The following is a 20,416-nucleotide window of genomic DNA, read 5'->3' as shown; positions in this document are numbered from 1 at the left end:
CAGAGTACGGAAGCCACTGCCCTGCGGTCAAATGACCGCGCGATCAGCCCTCCGCATCCTGACCCACGGGCACCTCGGCGTCGGCCTCCGCCTGACGTGACTCGGTGTCCGAGGAGGTCTGCGGGGTCGACTCCCCCGTGCTGGCGTGCCCGGTGGCCCGCTGCACGATCGCCTCGGCGAGGGCCTGGGCACCCTCGGCGCTCAGCTCCCCGCCGTGCTCGTGCTCGTGCTCGTGGGCGTGCGCGGCCGCGGCCGCGATCGTGGCCAGCGTGGCCTTGACGGCTTCCCGGGCCTCCGGCAGCACCGGGACGCTGACCTGGGAGGCAGAGGTGGACCCACCGCCACCGGTGGCCTTCTTGCGGCGCTGCCGTGGGGTGGACTCGCCCGACGTCGCACCGTCGCTCGAGGGCTCTCCGCCGCCGGTGTCGGCTGCAGCGGCCGAGTCCAGGGGCTCGCTGTGCACGATGAACCCACGCCCGTGGCAGTGCTCGCACGTCTCGCTGAACGCCTCGACCAGGCCCTGACCGACGCGCTTGCGGGTCATCTGGACCAGCCCGAGCGAGGTGACCTCGGCGACCTGGTGCTTGGTGCGGTCCCTGCCCAGGCACTCGAGCAGACGGCGCAGCACGAGGTCGCGGTTGGACTCCAGGACCATGTCGATGAAGTCGATCACGATGATTCCGCCGATGTCCCGCAGCCGCAGCTGGCGGACGATCTCCTCGGCTGCCTCGAGGTTGTTGCGGGTGACCGTCTCCTCGAGGGTCCCGCCCGAGCCGGTGAACTTGCCCGTGTTGACGTCGACCACCGTCATCGCCTCGGTGCGGTCGATGACGAGCGAACCACCCGAGGGCAGGAAGACCTTGCGGTCCATGCCCTTCACGAGCTGCTCGTCGATGCGGTGCTCGGCGAAGACGTCACCGGAGCCCGACCAGCGCGAGACACGCTCGGCGAGGTCCGGTGCCATGGCGTCCACGTAGGCGGAGATGGTCGTCCATGCGTCGTCCCCCTGGACCACGAGCGAGCGGAAGTCGTCGTTGAAGATGTCGCGCACCACACGGATGGCCAGGTCGGGCTCGCCCTGGAGCAGCGCGGGCGCCGACGCGGTCTTGGCCTTCTTCTCGATGGCGGCCCACTGGTCCTGCAACCGCTGGACGTCGTTGCGCAGCTCCTCCTCGGAGGCTCCCTCGGCAGCCGTGCGCACGATGACCCCGGCTGCGTCCGGGACGACCTCCTTGAGGATCTTCTTGAGCCGTGCCCGCTCGGTGTCCGGGAGCTTGCGCGAGATACCGGTCATCCCCCCGCCCGGCACGTACACCAGGTAGCGCCCCGCCAGGGTGACCTGCGAGGTCAACCGGGCCCCCTTGTGCCCGATCGGGTCCTTGGTGACCTGGACCAGCACCGAGTCGCCCGACTTCAGGGCCTGCTCGATGCGGCGCGGCTGTCCCTCGAGCCCCGCTGCGTCCCAGTTGACCTCACCGGCGTAGAGCACCGCGTTGCGGCCCTTGCCCACGTCGACGAAGGCTGCCTCCATGCTGGGCAGCACGTTCTGCACCCGGCCGAGGTAGACGTTGCCGGCCATCGCACCCTGGGAGTTCTGGGCGGTGCGGGAGACGAAGTGCTCGACCAGGACGTTGTCCTCGAGCACGGCGATCTGGACGCGTCCGTCGCTCTCGCGGACGACCATCGTCCGATCGACCGCCTCACGACGGGCGAGGAACTCCGACTCGGTGATGACCGACCGACGGCGCCCGGCGTCGCGGCCCTCACGGCGGCGCTGGCGCTTGGCCTCGAGCCGCGTCGATCCCTTGAGCGCGGTGACCTCGTCGGACGCCGTGCGCCCGCTGCGCGAGCGGCCACGACCGTTCGCGGCCGGCGCCTGCTCCTCGGGGGCGTCCCCGGAGCGGCCGCTGCGACGACGACGGCGACGACGACGGCTCGAGGAGCTGCCCTCGTCGCTGTCGCTGTCGCTGTCGCTGTCGGCATCCTCGTCGGAGCCCTCGTCGGACTGGTCGTCCTGCTGGGTGGCACGGTCAGCCGTGTCGTTCGTGGAGGTGTCCTGCGATGCGTCCGACGGGTCCGCCGAACCACCCGAGCGACTCCGGCGACCGCGCCCGCCTCGGCGGCGGCGACGGCGCGGGCCACCGTCGCGGCCGTCCTCGTCGTCCTCGGCCCCGTCCTCGTCGTCCTCGTCCGCGCCGGCCGACCGGTCGGTGGGCTCACGCTGCTCGGGGACACCCGCGGTGCTCTGCTCGGCGCCCTGCGTGGTCTCGTCCTCGTCCTGGTCGTCGTCCACGACCGGGACGGCCTCGTCCTCGATCGGCCGGGGCGGGCCGGCCGGCGCCTGCGCGCGGCGCCGCTTGGGACGCGACTCCGGGTCGGGCGCCTGGAAGAGCAGTGCCGTCCTGGCGAGGCGGGGCTCGGAGGTGTCCGGCTCGACGGTGGACTCCCCGCGTTCCTTGCCCAGCGCCGCGAAGACGTCGAAGGTCTGCCCGACGTCGCGCGATCCCGCGGCAGCGGTGGAGGGCTGCTCCGAGGTCGGCTCGGTCGCTTCCTGCTCGGGCGCCTCCTTCTCGGTCGCCGGCTTGCGCGTGCGGCGCGAGCGGCTACGAGGAGCAGCCTGCTCGCTCTCGACCTGCTGCGGTGCGGCCGGCTCCTCCTGAGGCGAGGACGCGGCGTCGGCCGGCTCGCCCTGGGCGACCTCGGACGTCCCCGCGGTCGGCTCGGCCTGGGTGGTGCCCTTGGCCGCGGTCTTGCGTGACCGGGACCGCGCGGCGCGACTCGTGGGGGCAGGCTCGGCAGCCTCGTCCGTGGGAGCGGCCACGTCCTCCGAGGCGGCCTGCTGGGCCGGGGCCGAACCGGCAGGGGCGCTCTCCCCCTCGGGCGCGGTGACCGGTGAGGTCGCCCGACGCGAGCGTCCGGACCCGCGGCGTGCGGCCGGAGGTGCGTCGGCGGTGGTCTGCGTCGCGGTCCGCGGCTCGTCCGGGGCGGCGGGGGGCTCGGCCTGGGCGGTGGCGGGTGCCCGACGGGTGCGCTTGGCGCGGGGCGGCGTCGCCTGCTCGCCACCCTCGGTCGCCGCGTCCTGGCGCGGCGTCGATGCCGGGGCGGACTCGGCCTGGGGCTCCGAGACGACCGGAGCGGCACCCGTCGTGGCGGGGGCACTGATCGTCTGCGCGGGCGCGCTGGCGGCCCGGCGCGAGCGCCGCGGCGCCCGGGTGGTCCCCTCGCTCGGCGTGGTGGTGTCGGCGGTGGGGCTGTTCTCGATCGTCAAGGGATGCTCCTCACCTCGGGCTGACCACACTCGCCAGCCCTGAGGCACTCGGTCGTCCCGTGCGCGGTAGGCGCGACGCGACGGAAGTCGTCGGTGTCGTTCGCTGCACGGGCGGGCGGCACCGGCGCCTGCCCTGCCATCTGGATCGATGACGGCGGCGCCCGGCGGGCCGCGGACCGCGGGTCCAGCGGGAACGTCAGGAGCAGAGGGGACGGTGTGGCGACCCGCTCTGCCGTCGTCAGTATCGCACAGCAGCACCTGAGGCCTACGCGACAGGCCGATCATCGAGCCACATACGAGGTGACGTCTCGTCACCAAAGAGGGACCTAGGTCCCAAGCCGCTCGCGGGACGGGTTCCTACCGTTCGAGGGACAGACTGGTCCGCGGCACCGTTCAGGAGACCCACGTGGAAGCACTCGAGCTGGCCCGCTGGCAGTTCGGCATCACGACCGTCTACCACTTCATCTTCGTGCCGCTGACGATCGGGCTCGCACCGCTCGTCGCGATCATGCAGACGGCCTGGTACCGGACCGGGAACGAGCGCTGGCTGCGCCTGACCAAGTTCTTCGGCAAGCTCATGCTGATCAACTTCGCGATCGGCGTGGCCACCGGGATCGTCCAGGAGTTCCAGTTCGGGATGAACTGGTCGGAGTACTCCCGCTTCGTCGGGGACGTCTTCGGCGCCCCGCTCGCGATGGAGGCCCTCGCGGCGTTCTTCGTCGAGTCGACCTTCCTGGGGCTGTGGATCTTCGGCTGGGACAAGCTGCCCAAGAAGATCCACCTCGCATGCATCTGGGCGGTCGCGATCGCCACCAACCTCTCGGCGTACTTCATCCTGGCCGCCAACTCGTGGATGCAGCACCCCGTCGGTGCCATCTTCAACCTCGAGACCGGTCGGGCCGAGATGGTCGACATCGTCGCGGTCCTGACCAACCCGACGTTGCTGGCCGCGTTCCCCCACACGATCGCCGCGGCCTTCCTCACGTCGGGCACCTTCGTGGCGGGGATCGGCGCGTGGTGGATGGTCCGCGCATCGCGTCGCGGCGACCTGGACCTCGCTCGTGACGTCTACCGCCCGGCGGTCCGGTTGGGCCTGGTGACCATGCTCGTGGCCGGCATCGCCGTCGCGGGGACAGGTGACTGGCAGGCCAAGATCATGTTCCAGCAGCAGCCGATGAAGATGGCCGCCGCCGAGGGGCTGTGCGCCACCGAGGACGGTGCGTCCTTCTCGATCCTGGCCGTGGGTGACCTCGCCAACGACTGCTCCGGGGTGACCCACCTCATCGAGATCCCCGGCCTGACCTCGTTCCTCGCCTCGGGCGACTTCACCGCGACCGTCGAGGGGGTCGACGACCTCCAGGCCCGCTACGAGGAGCTCTACGGCTCCGACGTCGACTACGTCCCCAACCTTGCTGTGACCTATTGGAGCTTCCGGCTCATGATCGGCCTGGGCCTGGGCAGCGCCCTGCTCGCGGCAGCCTCGCTCTGGCTCACCCGCGGTCGCCGCGTGACCGACAAGCGCTGGTTCGGCGTGCTGGGGATCATCGCGATCCCGATGCCCTTCCTCGCCTCGGCCTTCGGCTGGATCTTCACCGAGATGGGCCGTCAGCCCTGGGTCGTGCACCCCAACCCTGACCCCACCGGGGTCGACGGCGTGTGGCTGCTGACGATGCGCGGTGTCTCGACCTCGGTCGGGGCGGGGAGCGTGATCGGCTCCATGGTCACCTTCACCGCGTTGTACGGAGTGCTCGCCGTGGTGTGGTTCCGGCTGATGAAGCGGTACGCCAGCGAGGGTGTGGCCGACACCGAGACCGACCCGAGCCCCGAAGCCCGTCGCACCGGCCCGGACGACACCGACCCCACCGACGACGGCGCGCCCGACCGCCCGCTGTCCTTCGCGTACTGAGAGGGGCGACGATGGACCTCGCCGTCATCTGGTTCCTGCTGATCGCCGTCCTGTGGACCGGCTACCTCGTCCTGGAGGGCTTCGACTTCGGTGTGGGCATGCTGCTGCCCGTGCTCGGCCGCAAGGACAAGGACCGTCGGGTCCTGATCAACACGATCGGCCCGGTCTGGGACGGCAACGAGGTGTGGCTGCTGACCGCGGGCGGCGCGACCTTCGCGGCCTTCCCCGAGTGGTACGCCACGATGTTCTCGGGCTTCTACATCCCGCTGCTGCTCATCCTCGTGGCCCTGATCGTGCGCGTCGTCGCCTTCGAGTGGCGCGGCAAGATCGACGACGACGGCTGGCGCGCCTGGGCCGACCGCGCGATCGTCTTCGGGTCGGTCGTGCCGGCGATCCTGTGGGGCGTGGCCTTCGGCAACCTGGTGCGCGGGGTCCACCTGGACGCCGACCACCAGTACGTCGGGACCTTCTTCGACCTGCTCAACCCGTACGCGCTGCTGGGCGGCGCGACCACCTTCCTGATCTTCCTGACCCACGGGGCGATCTTCCTGGCACTCAAGACGGACGGCGACGTGCGCCACCGTGCCCGGGCACTGGCGACACGGCTGTCGGTCGTCACGCTCCTGGTCGCGGGGGGCTGGGCGGTGTGGACCCAGATCGCCTACTCCACGACGTGGACCTGGCTGGCCACCGGGGTCGCAGCCGTCGCGCTGCTGGGTACCGTCCGCGCGACCCGCGTGGGTCGTGAAGGCATCGCCTTCACGTGGTCCGCGGTCGCGATCGTCGCAGCCGTGGTGCTGATCTTCGGGTCGATGTTCCCCGACGTGATGCCCGCGCTCGACCCCGCGAACTCCCTCACCGTCGACAACGCGTCGTCGACCGACTACACGCTGACCGTGATGACCTGGGTCGCCGTGATCCTCACGCCGGTCGTCCTGCTGTACCAGGGCTGGACCTACTGGGTGTTCCGCAAGCGCATCACGGCCGAGCAGATCCCCGAGCACACCGGGCTCACCTTCCTGCGCCGGTGAGACCGCTCGACCCCCGGCTGCTCCGCAGGGCCCGCGCAGCACGACGCTACGTCCTGCTCACCGCCGGCCTCGGCGCGGCGACCGCCGGTCTCGTGGTGGCCCAGGCACTCCTGCTGGCCGCGGCGCTCGCGCCGGTCGTCACCGGGGTGTCGCGCTGGCCGGACGTCGCCCCCACGGTCGGGCTGCTGGCACTGGTCATCGGTGCGCGGGTGCTCGTCACGGCGGTCCAGGAGCGCTACGCCCACCGGGCCGCGACCCGGACCATCGCCGAGCTCCGTGCGCAGGTGGTCGGTCACGCGGTGGGTCTGGGGCCGCGGTGGATCTCGGGGAACGGGCCGACGGTGGCGACGCTGGCGACCCGCGGTCTCGACGCGCTCGAGCCCTACTTCGTGCGGTACCTCCCCCAGCTGCTGCTCGCCGTGACCGTGACCCCCGCGGCGCTCGCCGTCGTGCTGGGTCTGGACTGGGTCGCCGCGGTGACGATCGCGGTGACGATCCCTCTGGTGCCGGTCTTCATGGTCCTGGTCGGCCTGCTCACCCAGGGCCACGCCAGCCGGCGCCTGGAGGTCATGCAGCGTCTGGGGCATCAGGTCCTCGATCTCGTGGCGGGGCTGCCCACGCTGCGCGCCCTGGGCCGCGAGCGCGGACCGGCGGACCGGGTGCGAGCCCTGGGAGAGGCGCACCGCTCGGCGACCATGGGCACGCTGCGGATCGCGTTCCTGTCCGGCATGGTCCTGGAGCTGTTGACGACCCTGTCGGTCGCCCTGGTCGCCGTGGGGGTCGGCTTCCGCCTCGTCTACGGTCACCTCGACCTGACCACCGCCCTCGCGGTGCTGGTCCTGGCCCCTGAGGTCTACCTGCCCCTGCGCCAGGTCGGCGCCCACTTCCACGCCTCGGCCGACGGCGTCGCCGCGGCCCAGCAGACCTTCGACGTCCTCGAGCAGCCGCTCCCGGTCCGTGGGACCATCTCGGCCCCCGACCTGCGGAGCAGCACGGTCAGGGTCCGCGATCTGGGTGTGGACGCGCCGGACCGCGACGCGCTCGCCCCGGCCGGGCTCGACCTGGACCTCCTCCCGGGAACGGTGACCGCCCTGGTGGGACCCAACGGCGCGGGCAAGTCCACTGCCCTGGGGGTGCTGCTCGGGCTGATACCCCTCGGCGACCGGGACACGGGCACGGTCCAGGTGCTCCCCGCGGGCGACGCCCTCGACACCCCGGCCATCGACCTCGCAGACGTGGACCCCGGCACCTGGTGGGAGCAGATCGCCTGGGTCCCGCAGCGTCCGGTGCTGACCCCCGGGACGATCGAGGACCTGGTCACCGCTGGTCGCCGCACCGACCGCCGGGAGCTCGGCCGGGTCGCGGAGCTGACCGGTCTGGCCGAGGTCGTCGCGGCGCTCCCGCTCGGGTGGGGTACCGCGGTCGGGCAGGGTGGCGCCGGCCTGAGCCTGGGGCAGCGTCAGCGCGTCGCGCTCAGCCGGGCGCTGCTGGGTGACGCCCAGCTCGTGGTGCTCGACGAACCGAGCGCCCACCTGGGCAGCGACGGCGACGCGACGGTGCGGCAGGTGATCGAGGCCGCACGCGAAGGGGGCCGCACCGTGCTCGTGGTCACCCACCGCGCGTCCCTGCGACAGGCCGCCGACGCCGTCGTGGCCGTGGCCGGCAGACCGCGCACGTCGACCACCGGCCCACCCCACGACGGGGGTGCGTGGTGACGGGCCGCCAGGACCCGCTCTGGCGGGCCGTCCTGCTGCTGGGTGTGTCCTGGCGCCGCGTGGTCCTCGCGGTGCTGGCGGGCGCGGGCGGGCTGGGCAGCGCCGTGGCCCTGGCAGCCGTGTCGGCCTGGCTGATCGCGCGTGCCTCGCAGATGCCACCGGTGATGGAGCTGTCCATCGCGGCGGTCGCGGTCCGCACCTTCGGCATCTCCCGCGGGCTGCTGCGGTACGTCGAACGGCTCGTCTCCCACGACGTCGCGCTGCGCGGCATGGCCACCCTGCGCGAGCAGATCTACCGACGTCTCGCCGTGGGGCGGACCGAGCCCGTGATGGCCCTGCGGCGCGGGGACCTGCTCGCCCGGGTCGGCGCCGACGTGGACGCGGTGGGCGACGTCGTGGTCCGGGGCCTGCTGCCGGCAGCGGTGGCCGCGGTCGTCAGCCTGGGCAGCGTGGTTCTCCTGGGGGTCTTCCTGCCGACGGCGGGGCTGGCACTGGCCGGCTGCCTGGTGCTGGCAGGCGTCGTCGCACCTTGGTGGTCGGTCCGTGCCGCACGGACCACCGAACGACTCACCGCGCACGCCCGGGTCGAGATGAGCGCGGTCACCCTCGCCCTGCTCGACGGTGCAGGCGAGCTCACCGTCCAGGGGCGCACCCCGGACCTGCGCCGAGAGCTCGCGCGGGTCGAGGCAGACCTCGCGCGGGCGACCGACACCGGTGCCCGCCCCGCCGCGCTGGCGGCCGCAGCGGGACCCCTCGCGACCGGTCTCGCGGTGCTCGCCGCGCTCGCGCTCGCCGTCCCGGCCACGACCCAGGGGCTGCTCACGCCAGTCGAGCTCGCGGTGGTCGTGCTGACCCCGTTGGCGGCCTTCGAGGCGGTGTCGTTGATGCCCGCGGCCGGCGTGCAGGTGCTGCGCTCACGCCAGGCCGCCCGCCGGATCATGTCGCTGCTGGACGAGGTCGCTCAGGAGCCGACCGCCACGCAGCCCGCCCCCATGCCTCCCGCAGCCCCCGGGCGCGGCCTCGTGGTCCGAGGGCTGGCCTGCGGCTGGCCCGGGCAGGAACCGCTGCTCACGGGCCTCGACCTCGACCTGAGCACCGGACGGACGGTCGCCGTCGTCGGGCCGAGCGGGGCGGGCAAGACCACCCTGCTGCTGACCCTGGCCGGACTGCTCCCGGCCGTCGGCGGCACCCTGACCCTGGACGGCGACCCACCGGCCGACCTGCCTCGCGAGGTCGCGGCGAGCCGCGTCGCGATGACCGCCGAGGACGCCCACGTCTTCGACACCACGATCCTGGAGAACCTGCGGGTCGGTCGTGGTGACGTGACCCCGGACGAGGCGCTGGACGCGCTGACCTCGGTGGGGCTCGGGCGCTGGCTCGCCGGGCTGCCCCAGGGCCTGGGTACCGTCCTGGGTGCCGACGCCGCGCGCATCTCGGGCGGCGAGCGCCGACGACTGCTGCTCGCCCGGGCGCTGCTGTGCCCGGCCCCCCTGCTGCTGGTCGACGAGCCCACCGAGCACCTCGACACCGGGGGCGAGGCCGTGCTCCGCTCGCTCCTGGACCGCACGCTCACACCCGACCGCGGAGTCCTGGTCGTGACGCACCGGCTGGCAGGCCTCGAGGGGGCGGACGAGGTGATCCTGCTCGACAGGACCGGTACCGTGCGAGCACGAGGTCGGCACAGCGAGCTGGTCGCCCGTGACCACGACGGCGTCGCCCCCTACCGCGACGCCTGGCTCGCCGAAGTCCAGGAGTCCTGATGTCCCCACCGCCCACGGACCACCACGACGGTTCGCTCGCCGCGGCGGACCTGCTCCAGGCGGCCCTCGGCCTGGCCTCCGACCTGGACCTGCCCACCGTCCTGCAACGGTTCGTCAGCGCGAGCGCCGACCTGACGGGTGCGCGCTACGCGGCGATCAACGTGCTCGACTCCCGGGGCCGGTCCACGACCTTCGTGCACACCGGGATGGACGAGCGGCTCGCAGCCATGCTGGGCCGCCCCCCGCACGCGATCGGCGTCCTGAGCGCCATCCCGCCGCACGGCACCCTGCGGCTCGACGACCTGATGCAGCACCCCAGCTTCAAGGGCTTCCCTCCCAACCACCCCCCGATGGGCTCGTTCCTGGGCAGCGCGGTCCGGGTTCGTGACAGGGTCTTCGGCTACCTGTACCTCTCGGAGAAGCCCGGAGGGTTCTCCGACGACGACGACGAGGCCGTCATCACCCTCGCCGCCGCGGCTGCCGTGGCGATCCAGAACGCCCAGATGTACGCGGACGCGCAGCGGCGCGAGCGCTGGCTCCACGCCGGCCAGGAGATCACCACGATGCTGCTCTCGGGCGCCGAGGAGGAGGACGTCCTGGCGCGGATCGCGGCCTCCTCGCGCGAGGTCGCCGGGGCCGACACCGCGGCTCTCGTCCTGCCAGGGGTCGGCGAGGACAGCTGGGTCATGGAGATCGTCGACGGCGCCGGCGCGGACGACCTGATCGGCACCGTGATGCCCCACGACGGTCGGGCGCGGACCGTGCTGCGGGACGGCAACGGTCTGGTCGTCGACTCGCTGTCCCGCTCGCGCAGCATGCGTGTGGACGCCCTGCGCCAGTTCGGTCCCGCGATGTACGCACCCATGCACTCGGACAAGACCGGGGTGGGTGTGCTGATGCTGCTGCGCAGGGTCGGGCGCCCGCCCTTCGCCCCGAGCGACCTGGCCACAGCCGAGGCCTACGCCGGACAGGCGGCCCTGGCGCTGGTCCTCGCCGAGGCCCGTCATGCCCAGGACGTCGCGGCCCTGCTGGACGAGCGGGAGCGTATCGCCCGTGACCTGCACGACCTGGCGATCCAGCAGCTCTTCGCCACCGGGATGCAGCTCGAGACGGTGCGCCGCCGCGCTGCCAGGGGGGTCGACCCGGCCGAGCTGACCGGCATCATCGAGGACGCGCTCGACAACGTGGACTCGACCGTCCGGCAGATCCGGTCGATCGTCCACGCCCTGCGTGACCCCGACGCCACCGCACCCCTCGCCGAGCGGCTGCGACGGGAGGCCTCCCTCGCGCGGACCGGCCTGGGCTTCGCCCCGTCCCTGCTCATCACGGTCGACAAGAGGGTGCTGGACTCCGCCGAGGCGCAGGACGGCGACGCCGGCGCCCTCGACGACCGCGTGGGTGAGGACATGGCCGACGACGTCGTCGCGGTGGTCCGAGAGGGGCTCGCCAACGCCGCGCGTCACGCGCGGGCACAGTCCGTGGCCGTCCGGGTGGACCTGAGCGGGACGGGCCCGTTGGGCACCATCACGGTCGAGGTCGAGGACGACGGCGCCGGCCTTCCCCCCGAGCGCGACCGCCGATCGGGCACCGACAACCTCGCGGCACGGGCGCGACGGCACGGCGGCACGTTCACCCTGGGCACCGCGGTGAGCGGCTGCGGCACGCTGCTGGCCTGGAGGGCACCGCTGTCACGCGGATGACGGCGCCCGCCACCGGGCACCCTGTGGAGCAGGTCCGCGGGGCAGGCTCAGTCGCCGGGCTCGGACCGCCAGGCGCTGTGCTTGTGCCCGGCGACCCAGGCCGCGACCTGGGTGCGTCGCTGCAGCCCCATCTTGGACAGCAGCGAGGTGATGTGGTTCTTGACGGTCTTCTCCGCGACACCCAGCCGCTCGGCGATCTCCCGGTTGGACATCCCCTCGCCGATGAGGTCGAGCACCTTGCGCTCGCTGGGCGTCAGGTCGGCCGTCGGGTCGTCGTGGTCGGCCCGACGCCGGGTGACCGTGCGCTCGTCGAGCAGGGTGCGCCCCGCCGCGACCGAGCGGATGACATCGGCGATCTCGGCGCCACGCACGCTCTTGAGGATGTACGCGGCCGCACCCGCCTTGAGCGCCGCGGCGAGCGCGTCGTCGTCGTCGAAGCTCGTCAGGACGATCGCCCGGGTGTCCGGGAGGGTCTCACGCAGCGCGGTCATCAGGTCGATGCCTGTCCCGTCGGGCAGCTGCAGGTCCACCAGCATGACCTGGGGCCGCACCAGGCTCGCGCGACGGATGCCCTCGGCGACCGACCCCGCCTCGGCGACGACCCCCATCCCCTCGGATCTGTCGATCACCTCGGCGATCCCTCGCCGGACGACCTCGTGGTCGTCGACGATCATGACCGCGATGTCGGCGACGCGGTCGGCGGGCGGGGGCGGGACGTTGGCTACCACGCTCGCATCCTAGAGAACTCGGCGCCCGAGTGGGTGACGGCGTGCCGTACGTGGACGGCTCTGGCAGACCGGGCACCAGAACGAGGACCGGTTCATGAAGGCGTCACGGACCACCGGCGCCCCGCAGCGCGGGCAGGGTCGACCCTCCTGCCCGTAGACCGCGAGCGACCTGTCGAAGTACCCCGACGCACCGTTGACGTTGACGTAGAGCGCGTCGAAGCTCGTCCCCCCGGCCTGCAGCGCCTGCCTCATGACCTCCTCCGCCGCGTCGAGCAGCCGCCTCACCTGCACGGGTCGTAGCGCGTCGGTCGCTCGCGCGTAGTGCAGACCGGCCCGCCAGAGCGCCTCGTCGGCGTAGATGTTCCCCACGCCCGAGACGAGCGTCTGGTCCAGCAGCGCACGCTTGACGTCGGTACGACGGCGACGCAGCGCGGCCACGAGCGCCGCGCGGTCCAGGGCCGGGTCGAGCAGGTCCCGGGCGATGTGGGCGACCGGGGCGGGCACCAGCGCCAGCGGGCTCCCCTGGCCCGCCGGAGCCCCGTCAGGTGTGGGCACCAGCTCGGCGACCGCCAGGTGGCCGAAGGTCCGCTGGTCCACGAAGTCCAGCCGCGCACCACGGCCGTCACGGTCGGACAGGTGCAGGCGGGTGCGCAGGTGCGGCGAGTCCGCCGCACCACCGGCCACAGGACCATCAGGGTCGGCCTGCGACCGGACCAGGAGCTGACCGCTCATGCCCAGGTGAGCCACCAGCGCCTCTCCCCCGTGTGCGGCGTCGCTGCCGTCCAGCAGGACCCAGAGGTACTTCCCCCGGCGGACCGCTGCCGTCAGCTGCCGTCCGACCAGCTGGGCCGCGAAGTCGGGGGGGCCGCCCACGTGCCGGCGGACGCTCGAGTCGCGGCGCACCTCGACGCGGGTGACCACGTGGTCCAGCACGTGCCGGGCGAGGCCTGACCGGACGGTCTCGACCTCGGGCAGCTCAGGCACCGGTCGAGGGCTCGCCGACCGTCGCGGACGCGCCCGTCTCGAGGGACTGCAACGCGTGGTAGGCCGCCGCGGCAGCCTCCTGCTCGGCCACCTTCTTCGCCGAGCCGGTACCGGTGCCGTAGACCACACCGCCGAGCACGATGCGTGCGGTGAAGACCCGGGCGTGGTCGGGCCCCTCCCCTGCGCAGTCGTACTCGGGCACCCCCAGGTCCAGCCGTGCCGCGAGCTCCTGGACCGACGTCTTCCAGTCCAGCCCGGCGCCCAGGTCGGCGGCGATCGCCAGGGTCGGGTCGACCAGCCGCTCGATCAGCCCTCGGGCCACCTCGAGCCCGTGGCTCAGGTAGACGGCCCCGAAGATCGCCTCGAGCATGTCCGAGAGGATCGAGTCCTTGTCGCGACCACCGGTGGACAGCTCTCCCTTCCCGAGCAGCAGGTACGGGCCGAGGTCGAGGTCACGGGCGATCGCCGCGAGCGCGCGCTGAGAGACCGTCGCGGCACGCATCTTGGCGAGCTCGCCCTCGCTGAACCCGGGGTGTCGTCGGTAGAGCGCCTCGGTGACGACCAGACCCAGCACCGTGTCGCCCAGGAACTCAAGCCGCTCGTTGGTCGGGATGCCCCCGGCCTCGTGCGCGAACGACCGGTGCGTCAAGGACAGCACGAGAAGCTCGGGGTCGATGTGGACCCCGAGCTTCTCGACGAGCTGGTCGGCCGACGTCGCAGCTGCCACGTCAGTCAGCAGGCTGGATCAGCTTGCGTGCTCGGTGCGCAGCGCCTCGACGTACTGACGGCCGTTGTAGGCCCCGCACGTCGGGCACGCAGCGTGCGGCCGCTTGTTGCCCTTGCACTGCGGGCACGTCGTCAGGGTCGCGGCGGTCGTCTTCCACTGCGACCGACGCGCACGGGTGTTGCTGCGCGACATCTTGCGCTTCGGAACAGCCACGGCTAGCTCTCTTTCGTGTCGTCGAACATGCTCTTCATCCGGTCGAGCTCAGCCCACCGGGGGTCCAGGATCTCGTGCGTGTGGTCGGCGTTCTCCGGGTCTGCCAGGCGCGCTCCGCACTCGGAGCACAACCCGGGACAGTCCGTCGAGCAGACCGGGCGGAACGGTAGCGCAGGCACCACCGCGTCCCTGAGCGCGGGCTCGACGTCGATCAGCTCGCCGTCCAGCTCACGCACGTCCTCCTCGTCGTCGCCGTCCTCGACGGCGACACGAGCACGCTCGGCATACACGTACAGCTCCTGGATCGGGACGTCGAGCTCCTCGACGACCTCTTCCAGGCAGCGCACGCACTCGCCGACCGTACGGCCACGGACGGATCCGGTGACCAGGACCCCCTCCATGACGGCCTCGAGCCTCACATCGAGGTCGAGGTCGTCACCGGCGGGGACGCCGATCACGGCGGTACCGAGATCCACCGGCGCAGGCACCGTGCGACGCACCGTCCGCATCGTCCCCGGACGTCGACCGAGCTCATGGGTGTCGAGCACGAGCGGCGAACGGGGATCGAGAGTGATGGGGCGCTCCACGGCGTCAGTCCTGGGTCGAGGGGTCTCGGTCCGCGCCGCGAGCGGCAGGACCAACCGGCAATGCTACGGCATCCGCCCGGCCGTTCGCACAACACGCCGCGCAGGTCAGCCCTCCGTGGCGTCGAGCCGACCTGCGAGCTTCGCGCGGCCCGCCTGGACCTGGCTGAGGACCTTGCCGAGGTCGATCTCGAAGTCGGCCAGTCGACGGTCGCAGTAGTCGTCCGCGTCACGCCGCAAGTCCGCCGCGGTCCTCTCGGCCTCGTCGACGATCTCTCCGGCGCGGACCCTCGCGGCCACGACGACCTCGTCTGTCCCCACGAGCTCCTCGGCGCGCCGCCGTGCGCCCTCGAGGATGCCGGCCGCCTCGCGCCTGGCCTCCTCCAGGACGGTCCCCGCCCCGGCGAGGACGGTGTCAGCCTCGCTGAGCTGGCTGGGCAGCACGGCATGGGCCTGCTCGACGAGGTCCAGGACCTCCGCGCGGTTGACGATCACCGACGAGGACATGGGCATCGCCCTGGCCTGGGCGACGAGCTGCTCGAGCGCCTCGAGGATCCCTGTCAGGCCCTCGGGCCGGCGGCGCTGGTCGTCCGACGGGTGCTCGCTCACGTCTCCTCCTCGCCTGGGTACCGGTGCCTGCTCGGCGAGCCTGCCCCGACGGTCACGATCCCGCCAGCCGGGCCTGCAACGCCTCGGCGACGCCCGGCGGGACCAGGTCCGCGATCTGCCCGCCGTGCCGGGCCACGTCCTTGACCAGCGACGAGGCGATGTGCGCCACCGACCTGTCCGCGGGGACGAAGACCGTCTCGATCCCGGTGAGATGGCGGTTCATCAGCGCCATGGGCAGCTCGGCGTCGTAGTCGGCACCGCCGCGCAGCCCTTTGAGGAGCACCGTGGCACCGATCTCGCGACACAGGTCGACCAGCAGCCCCGGGACCTCGACGACCCGCACGCCCGGGAGGTCTGCCACCGCGCGCGAGGCGAGCTCGACCCGCTCGGCGACCTCGAGCACCGCGGTCTTGGAGGTGTTGGTCGCCACGCCCACCACGACCTCGTCGAAGAGACGGGCGCCACGGCGGATGACGTCGAGGTGCCCCAGCGTGATCGGGTCGAAGGAACCCGGGCAGACGGCGATGGTCACCCGACCACTGTAGGGCCGACGGTCGAGACCGGTGCAGGTGCCGGGTCGTCCGGGTGGTGCTCGGCGAACCACAGTCGCGTCTCGCCGTAGCGCCGGTCACGGATCGGCACCAGGGCCGCGGGCCAGATCGGCTCGGGGCTGCGCGTCGACCGCTCGACCATCACGACCGCACCGACCGCAAGATGGGCGACCAGGGCCGTGAGGACCTCCGCCAGGTCCGGCTCGGCAAGGTCGTAGGGCGGGTCGACCATCACCAGGTCGACCCGCTCCCTGACCGGTCGACGCAGGTGGGCGAGCACGGTGTCCGCCACCACCCGGACACCGGCGAGGCCGAGGCTCTCCACGTTCCGGCGGCAGACCGCCGCGGCGGGGCGGGCCGCCTCGACCAGGACGACGCCGTCGGCCCCTCGACTGGCGGCCTCGAGCCCGAGCGCCCCCGACCCGGCGTACAGGTCCAGCACCTGGGCGCCGTCGAGCACCCCCGAGTGCTCGAGGTAGGAGAAGAGCGCCTCGCGGACCCGGTCGCTGGTGGGTCGGGTCCCCTTCGGCGGGACCTGGAGCGCACGCCCCCCAGCGGTTCCGGCCACGATCCTGGTCACCGCACCAGGGTAGGGCCGGCTCGCACCGTCAGGTGCGCTCGAGGAACTCCTCGCGCGCCGGGTCGAGCCAGCCGGCGATGGCGTGCCGCAGCGCCGGCCAGCCGTCCAGCCCGGGATCCTCGTCGATCAGGAGCGCCGAGTCCGCGCGGGCCTGTGCGATGACCTCGGCGTCGCGCACCACCCGCAGCAGGCGCAACGAGCTGGCTCCACCGGACTGCGAGGCGCCGAGCACGTCACCCTCACGCCGGAGCTCGAGGTCGACCGCTGCCAGCCTGAACCCGTCGGTGGTCTCGACCAGGGTCTGCACCCGGGTCGACGCGTCGGACCCGGCCGGCGCGTCGGAGAAGAGCAGGCACAGGCCCGGGGCGGCACCCCGACCCACCCGGCCGCGGAGCTGGTGCAGCTGGGAGAGCCCGAACCGGTCCGCGTCGAGCACGACCATCACGGTGGCCTCGGGGACGTCGACACCGACCTCGATCACCGTGGTCGAGACCAGCAGCTGCACGTCACCCGTGGCGAACCGGGTCATCACCTCGTCCTTCTCCCCTGCGGGGAGCCGGCCGTGCAGGACCCCGATCGACACACCCGCCAACGCGGGCAGTGCTGCGAGCTCGTCGGCGACCTCGAGCACCGCCCGCAGGGGCCGGCGCAAGGGCTGCTCGCCGTCGTCCCCGTCGCCGGTCAGGACCAGGAGATCCGCGTCGTCGGTGGCCTCCTGCACGGTGGCGTCGTCGAGGCTGATCCGGGCGCACACCACGTACGCCCGGTGACCGGCGTCGATCTCCTCCCGGATGCGCTGCCAGGTGCGCGTGGTCCACGCGGGGTTCTGGCTGGGCACGAGGTGGGTGACCACACCGGACCGACCGGCGGGCACCTCGGTCAGGGTCGAGACCTCGAGGTCACCGAAGACCGTCATCGCCACCGTCCTGGGGATGGGTGTCGCGGTCATCACCAGCAGGTGCGGCGGGGTGCCCGCACGGTTGCGCAGCGTGTCCCGCTGCTCGACGCCGAAGCGGTGCTGCTCGTCCACGACCACCAGGCCGAGGTCGGCGAACTGCACCTTCTCGCCGAGCAGTGCGTGGGTACCGACCACGATCCCCGCCCGACCTGACGCGGCGTCGAGCAGTGCCTCACGGCGTGCAGCGGTCGACTGGGAGCCGGTGAGCAACGCGATCCGCGTCGCTCGGTCCGCCCCGCCGAGCATCCCCTGCTCCCCGAGCGGCCCCAGCAGGGCGCGCAGGGTGCGCAGGTGCTGCGCGGCCAGGACCTCCGTGGGGGCCAGCAGGGCGGCCTGGCCCCCCGAGTCGACCACCTGGAGCATCGCGCGCAGCGCGACCACGGTCTTGCCCGAGCCGACCTCACCCTGGAGCAACCGTTGCATGGGGTGCGATCGCGCCAGGTCGGCCGCGATCTGCTCACCGACCTCGCGCTGGCCAGCGGTCAGGGTGAACGGCAACGCGGCGTCGAGGTCGGGCAGCAGACCGGGGCCCTCAGGTGGGGCGCCGCGCCGGGCGACCGCGTCGGTCGCCGCCACCTGCGCACGCCGCCGGGCCAGTGCCGCCTGCAGCACGAACGCCTCCTCGAAGCGGAGGCGCTGCTGGCCGCGTCGCCACTCCGCGTCGGTGAACGGCTCGTGGACGTCGCGTAGCGCCTGGTGCAGGTCGACCAGACCACGCCGTGACCGCACGGCGGGCGGGAGGGGGTCGACCAGGTCGTCCGGGGTGAGCGGGTCGAGGACCGTGCGGACAGCCTTGGCGATCCGCCAGGTGGGCACGGCAGCGCTGGCTGGGTAGATCGGGATCGGCCGGGTCGCCTCGACCAGCGCCGCGGCCTCGTCGTCGGCGTCCACGCCCACGATCTGGTAGTCCGGATGGGTGAGCTGCAGCTCACCCCGGTACAGGCTCGCGACACCGGTGAACAGCCCGACCCTCCCCGGGCGCAGGCGGTGCTCGTGCAGGTTGAGCACGCCCGCCCGCTTGGCGAAGAACGTCAGCGACAGCGAGCGGCGTCCGTCGGTCACCACGGCCTGCAGCATCGCGCCGCCCCGGGACCTCATCTGCCGGACGGTGGCCTGACGGACCTCGGCCATGACGGTGACGTGCTCACCCACGACGACCGAGGAGAGGTCGGTCAGCCGTCCCGGCTCGGAGTAGCGGCGCGGGTAGTGCCGGAGCAGGTCGCCGGTGGACTCCAGGCCCAGCTTGGCCAGAGGCGCGGCCGTGCGCGGTCCGAGCACGGCCGAGAGCGGCTCGGTGAGGCGGTCGGGCCCGCTCACTCGACCCCCAGCACCACGTGGGGCCCCGGCTGGTCCCCGGCGAGCACCAGGAGCTCGACGCCGGGGCGGTCGTGACCGATCCGGTCGCGCAGCCCCTCGACGGCCCGCGGCTCGGTCCCGGCGCCCCTGACCACGGTCACGAGCTCGGGGCTCCGGCCGGTGTCCGCCAGACGTCCCATCAGGTCGATCGTCACCGCGAGCATCTGCTCAGTCTGCCGCTGGGCATCGGCATCGAGCAGCACGTCACGGCTGAGGACGTCGTGGAGAGCGGTCGTCGTGGAGTGCCGCAACGCATCGACGACCGCGACCGCGGTCGCGGGTGGTGCCCCTCCCGCCGTCCGGTCCGCGTCCGACCCGTCCACCACCTCGGGAGCCGTGGTCAGGCTCGCCAGCGTGGCCACGCCGGTGACCACCTGCACCTCGGTCAGCCCCTCGTGCACGTCGAGCACCGGCGAGGCCGCCGAGCCGCTCGGGCGGGGTGTCGCCCCGCCCGCGGCACCTGCGACCAGGCCGACGGCTGCCAGGACCAGCACGTGCGCGGCGCCGGTGTCCTGCGCCGCGCGGCGCAGGTCGTCGTGGTCGACGTCCGACCCCTCGCGCCGCAGGAGAACCACGGCGCCGGCGCGGGCGAGGTCCTCCACCAGGCCCGGCGCGGTGGTCACCGCGACGAGCCCGAGCACCGGTCGGCGGGCGCCGTGCACGCCGGCCTGACTACCCAGGTGCCGCACGTGCACGGTGCCGTGCTCGATGCGCGCGGCCGCTGCCACCTCGATCGCCGACCGTGCGTGGTCGGTGTGGACGTGCACCTGCCAGAGCCCCCGACCCCCGACGACCGCGACCGACTCGCCGATGGCGGCGAGCATCCTCCGCAGGTCCGGCGCGGCGTCAGCGGGCTCAGCAGCGGTGGCCGAGGCGGTGCCGGCCGCGCCGCCGACGTCGGGCAGCCCGGTGGCCAGGTACATGACCTCGAACTCGCCGTCGCCGCACGGGTGAGACCGGTCCGTCGCGTGGCCCGATCCGACCGGGCCGAGCGCGAGGCGCCCCCCCGTCGTCGCCACGGCACGCGCGGGGACCGGGCAGCCCAGGGCACGGGCGAGCGCGTCGAGCAGCAGGAGGAGGCCCCAGGCTCCCGCGTCGAGCACGCCCGCCCGCCGCAGCGCCTCGAGCTGGTCCGGCGTCCGGTCCAGAGCCACGTACCCGGCGTCGAGCCCTGCGCCCAGCACGTCCGGGGCCGCCGTGTCCGCGCCGGCGGCTCGGGCGTCGGCCACCCGGGCCGCCCCGCCGCGCCACACGGCACGGGCGACGGTGAGCATGGTCCCCTCGACCGGCCGTGCGACGGTCTCGTGCGCGGCGTCGGACGCCGCCCCCAGCGCGGCGACCACGCCGTCCGCGGTGAGCGGCGAGGACCGGACGAGTGAGGGCACCAACGTCCCGAGGTACTGGCTCACGATCACCCCGGAGTTCCCGCGAGCGCCCACCAGTGCGCCCCGCGTCAGGGCGACCGAGAGCTCGTCCACCGTCGCCGTCACAGGCAGGCGGCCCACCGCCGCGGCGGCCTCGACGACCGTCAGCAGGAGGTTGGTCCCGGTGTCGGAGTCGGCCACGGGGAAGACGTTGAGGGAGTCCAGGGCGTACCGCTGCTCGTCCAGGAGGTCGACCATGAGGTCCGACCACTGCCGCAGCGTCGTCGCGTCGACGACGCAACCGCGTGCGTCCAGCTCCGTCATCCTGCCTCCAGCCTGCTGCCGTGCCTGCGTGCCGGAGCCTCTTTTGGGCCCCGGGCCG

At 73.2% G+C, this 20,416-nt stretch carries 16 protein-coding genes; 5 read left to right on the top strand and 11 right to left on the bottom strand.

The genetic code is table 11. The features are described 5' to 3' along the window. Positions 1-43 precede the first annotated feature (43 nt). Complete coding sequence (locus tag M1R94_RS05995; RefSeq protein ID WP_249380759.1) at positions 44-3,268, bottom strand: Rne/Rng family ribonuclease; 3,225 nt, start codon at positions 3,266-3,268, stop codon at positions 44-46. 406 nt (positions 3,269-3,674) lie between these two features. Between M1R94_RS05995 and M1R94_RS05990 the strand changes: the two genes are divergently transcribed. From M1R94_RS05990 to M1R94_RS05970, 5 genes are read left to right on the top strand one after another with little or no spacing between them, the layout of a single operon-like run. Further along, positions 3,675-5,174, top strand: a complete 1,500-nt coding sequence (locus M1R94_RS05990) for a cytochrome ubiquinol oxidase subunit I (protein ID WP_249380758.1) — start codon at positions 3,675-3,677, stop codon at positions 5,172-5,174. 11 nt (positions 5,175-5,185) lie between these two features. Continuing rightward, on the top strand, positions 5,186-6,205 hold the full coding sequence (gene cydB / locus M1R94_RS05985; RefSeq protein ID WP_249380757.1) for a cytochrome d ubiquinol oxidase subunit II: 1,020 nt from the start codon (positions 5,186-5,188) through the stop codon (positions 6,203-6,205). Then, on the top strand, positions 6,202-7,920 hold the full coding sequence (gene cydD / locus M1R94_RS05980) for a thiol reductant ABC exporter subunit CydD (protein ID WP_249380756.1): 1,719 nt from the start codon (positions 6,202-6,204) through the stop codon (positions 7,918-7,920). Before cydB ends, cydD begins: the two co-directional genes overlap by 4 nt. Continuing rightward, a complete protein-coding gene (cydC, locus tag M1R94_RS05975; protein ID WP_249380755.1) occupies positions 7,917-9,680 on the top strand; it encodes a thiol reductant ABC exporter subunit CydC in 1,764 nt (587 codons plus the stop codon). Before cydD ends, cydC begins: the two co-directional genes overlap by 4 nt. Continuing rightward, a complete protein-coding gene (locus M1R94_RS05970; RefSeq protein WP_249380754.1) occupies positions 9,680-11,380 on the top strand; it encodes a GAF domain-containing sensor histidine kinase in 1,701 nt (566 codons plus the stop codon). The genes cydC and M1R94_RS05970 overlap by 1 nt, the downstream gene beginning before the upstream one ends. Positions 11,381-11,427: 47 nt before the next feature. Here M1R94_RS05970 and M1R94_RS05965 read toward each other — a convergent pair whose 3' ends face one another. The 10 genes from M1R94_RS05965 to M1R94_RS05920 all read right to left on the bottom strand — a co-directional run bounded on the left by M1R94_RS05965 (position 11,428) and on the right by M1R94_RS05920 (position 20,358). Next, a complete protein-coding gene (locus M1R94_RS05965; RefSeq protein ID WP_249380938.1) occupies positions 11,428-12,054 on the bottom strand; it encodes a response regulator in 627 nt (208 codons plus the stop codon). A gap of 63 nt (positions 12,055-12,117) precedes the next feature. Beyond that, a complete protein-coding gene (mutM, locus tag M1R94_RS05960; protein ID WP_249380753.1) occupies positions 12,118-13,092 on the bottom strand; it encodes a bifunctional DNA-formamidopyrimidine glycosylase/DNA-(apurinic or apyrimidinic site) lyase in 975 nt (324 codons plus the stop codon). Further along, positions 13,085-13,819: a ribonuclease III gene (rnc, locus tag M1R94_RS05955; RefSeq protein WP_249380752.1), complete on the bottom strand. Its 735-nt coding sequence runs from the start codon at positions 13,817-13,819 to the stop codon at positions 13,085-13,087. The genes mutM and rnc overlap by 8 nt, the downstream gene beginning before the upstream one ends. A gap of 18 nt (positions 13,820-13,837) precedes the next feature. Next, positions 13,838-14,032, bottom strand: a complete 195-nt coding sequence (gene rpmF, locus M1R94_RS05950; RefSeq protein ID WP_249380751.1) for a 50S ribosomal protein L32 — start codon at positions 14,030-14,032, stop codon at positions 13,838-13,840. Between the two features lie 2 nt (positions 14,033-14,034). Next, a complete protein-coding gene (locus M1R94_RS05945; protein ID WP_249380750.1) occupies positions 14,035-14,619 on the bottom strand; it encodes a YceD family protein in 585 nt (194 codons plus the stop codon). A gap of 105 nt (positions 14,620-14,724) precedes the next feature. Continuing rightward, positions 14,725-15,225: an ATP synthase subunit B family protein gene (locus M1R94_RS05940; RefSeq protein ID WP_249380749.1), complete on the bottom strand. Its 501-nt coding sequence runs from the start codon at positions 15,223-15,225 to the stop codon at positions 14,725-14,727. Positions 15,226-15,277: 52 nt separating this feature from the next. Beyond that, the gene (gene coaD, locus M1R94_RS05935) at positions 15,278-15,757 is read right to left on the bottom strand and encodes a pantetheine-phosphate adenylyltransferase (RefSeq protein ID WP_249380748.1); all 480 of its coding nucleotides are present in this window, start codon (positions 15,755-15,757) and stop codon (positions 15,278-15,280) included. Next, complete coding sequence (gene rsmD / locus M1R94_RS05930) at positions 15,754-16,356, bottom strand: 16S rRNA (guanine(966)-N(2))-methyltransferase RsmD (protein WP_249380747.1); 603 nt, start codon at positions 16,354-16,356, stop codon at positions 15,754-15,756. Before rsmD ends, coaD begins: the two co-directional genes overlap by 4 nt. A 28-nt stretch (positions 16,357-16,384) precedes the next feature. Beyond that, complete coding sequence (locus M1R94_RS05925) at positions 16,385-18,631, bottom strand: ATP-dependent DNA helicase RecG (protein WP_249380746.1); 2,247 nt, start codon at positions 18,629-18,631, stop codon at positions 16,385-16,387. Continuing rightward, the gene (locus M1R94_RS05920) at positions 18,628-20,358 is read right to left on the bottom strand and encodes a DAK2 domain-containing protein (protein ID WP_249380745.1); all 1,731 of its coding nucleotides are present in this window, start codon (positions 20,356-20,358) and stop codon (positions 18,628-18,630) included. Before M1R94_RS05920 ends, M1R94_RS05925 begins: the two co-directional genes overlap by 4 nt. Between the last annotated feature and the right edge of the window lie 58 nt (positions 20,359-20,416).

The sequence above is a fragment of the Actinotalea alkalitolerans genome (assembly GCF_023369855.1).
GTDB lineage: Bacteria > Actinomycetota > Actinomycetes > Actinomycetales > Cellulomonadaceae > Actinotalea.
Note: the sequence above shows the minus strand (reverse complement) of the source record. Positions and strands in the feature narration are given on the sequence as shown.

What these genes read in the sequence shown, in the direction of transcription:
- cydB (WP_249380757.1), top strand. Translation starts at nt 5,186, where the DNA reads ATGGACCTCGCCGTCATCTGGTTCCTGCTGATCGCCGTCCTGTGGACC.
- M1R94_RS05970 (WP_249380754.1), top strand. Translation starts at nt 9,680, where the DNA reads ATGTCCCCACCGCCCACGGACCACCACGACGGTTCGCTCGCCGCGGCG.
- M1R94_RS05965 (WP_249380938.1), bottom strand. Translation starts at nt 12,054, where the DNA reads ATGATCGTCGACGACCACGAGGTCGTCCGGCGAGGGATCGCCGAGGTG.
- M1R94_RS05920 (WP_249380745.1), bottom strand. Translation starts at nt 20,358, where the DNA reads ATGACGGAGCTGGACGCACGCGGTTGCGTCGTCGACGCGACGACGCTG.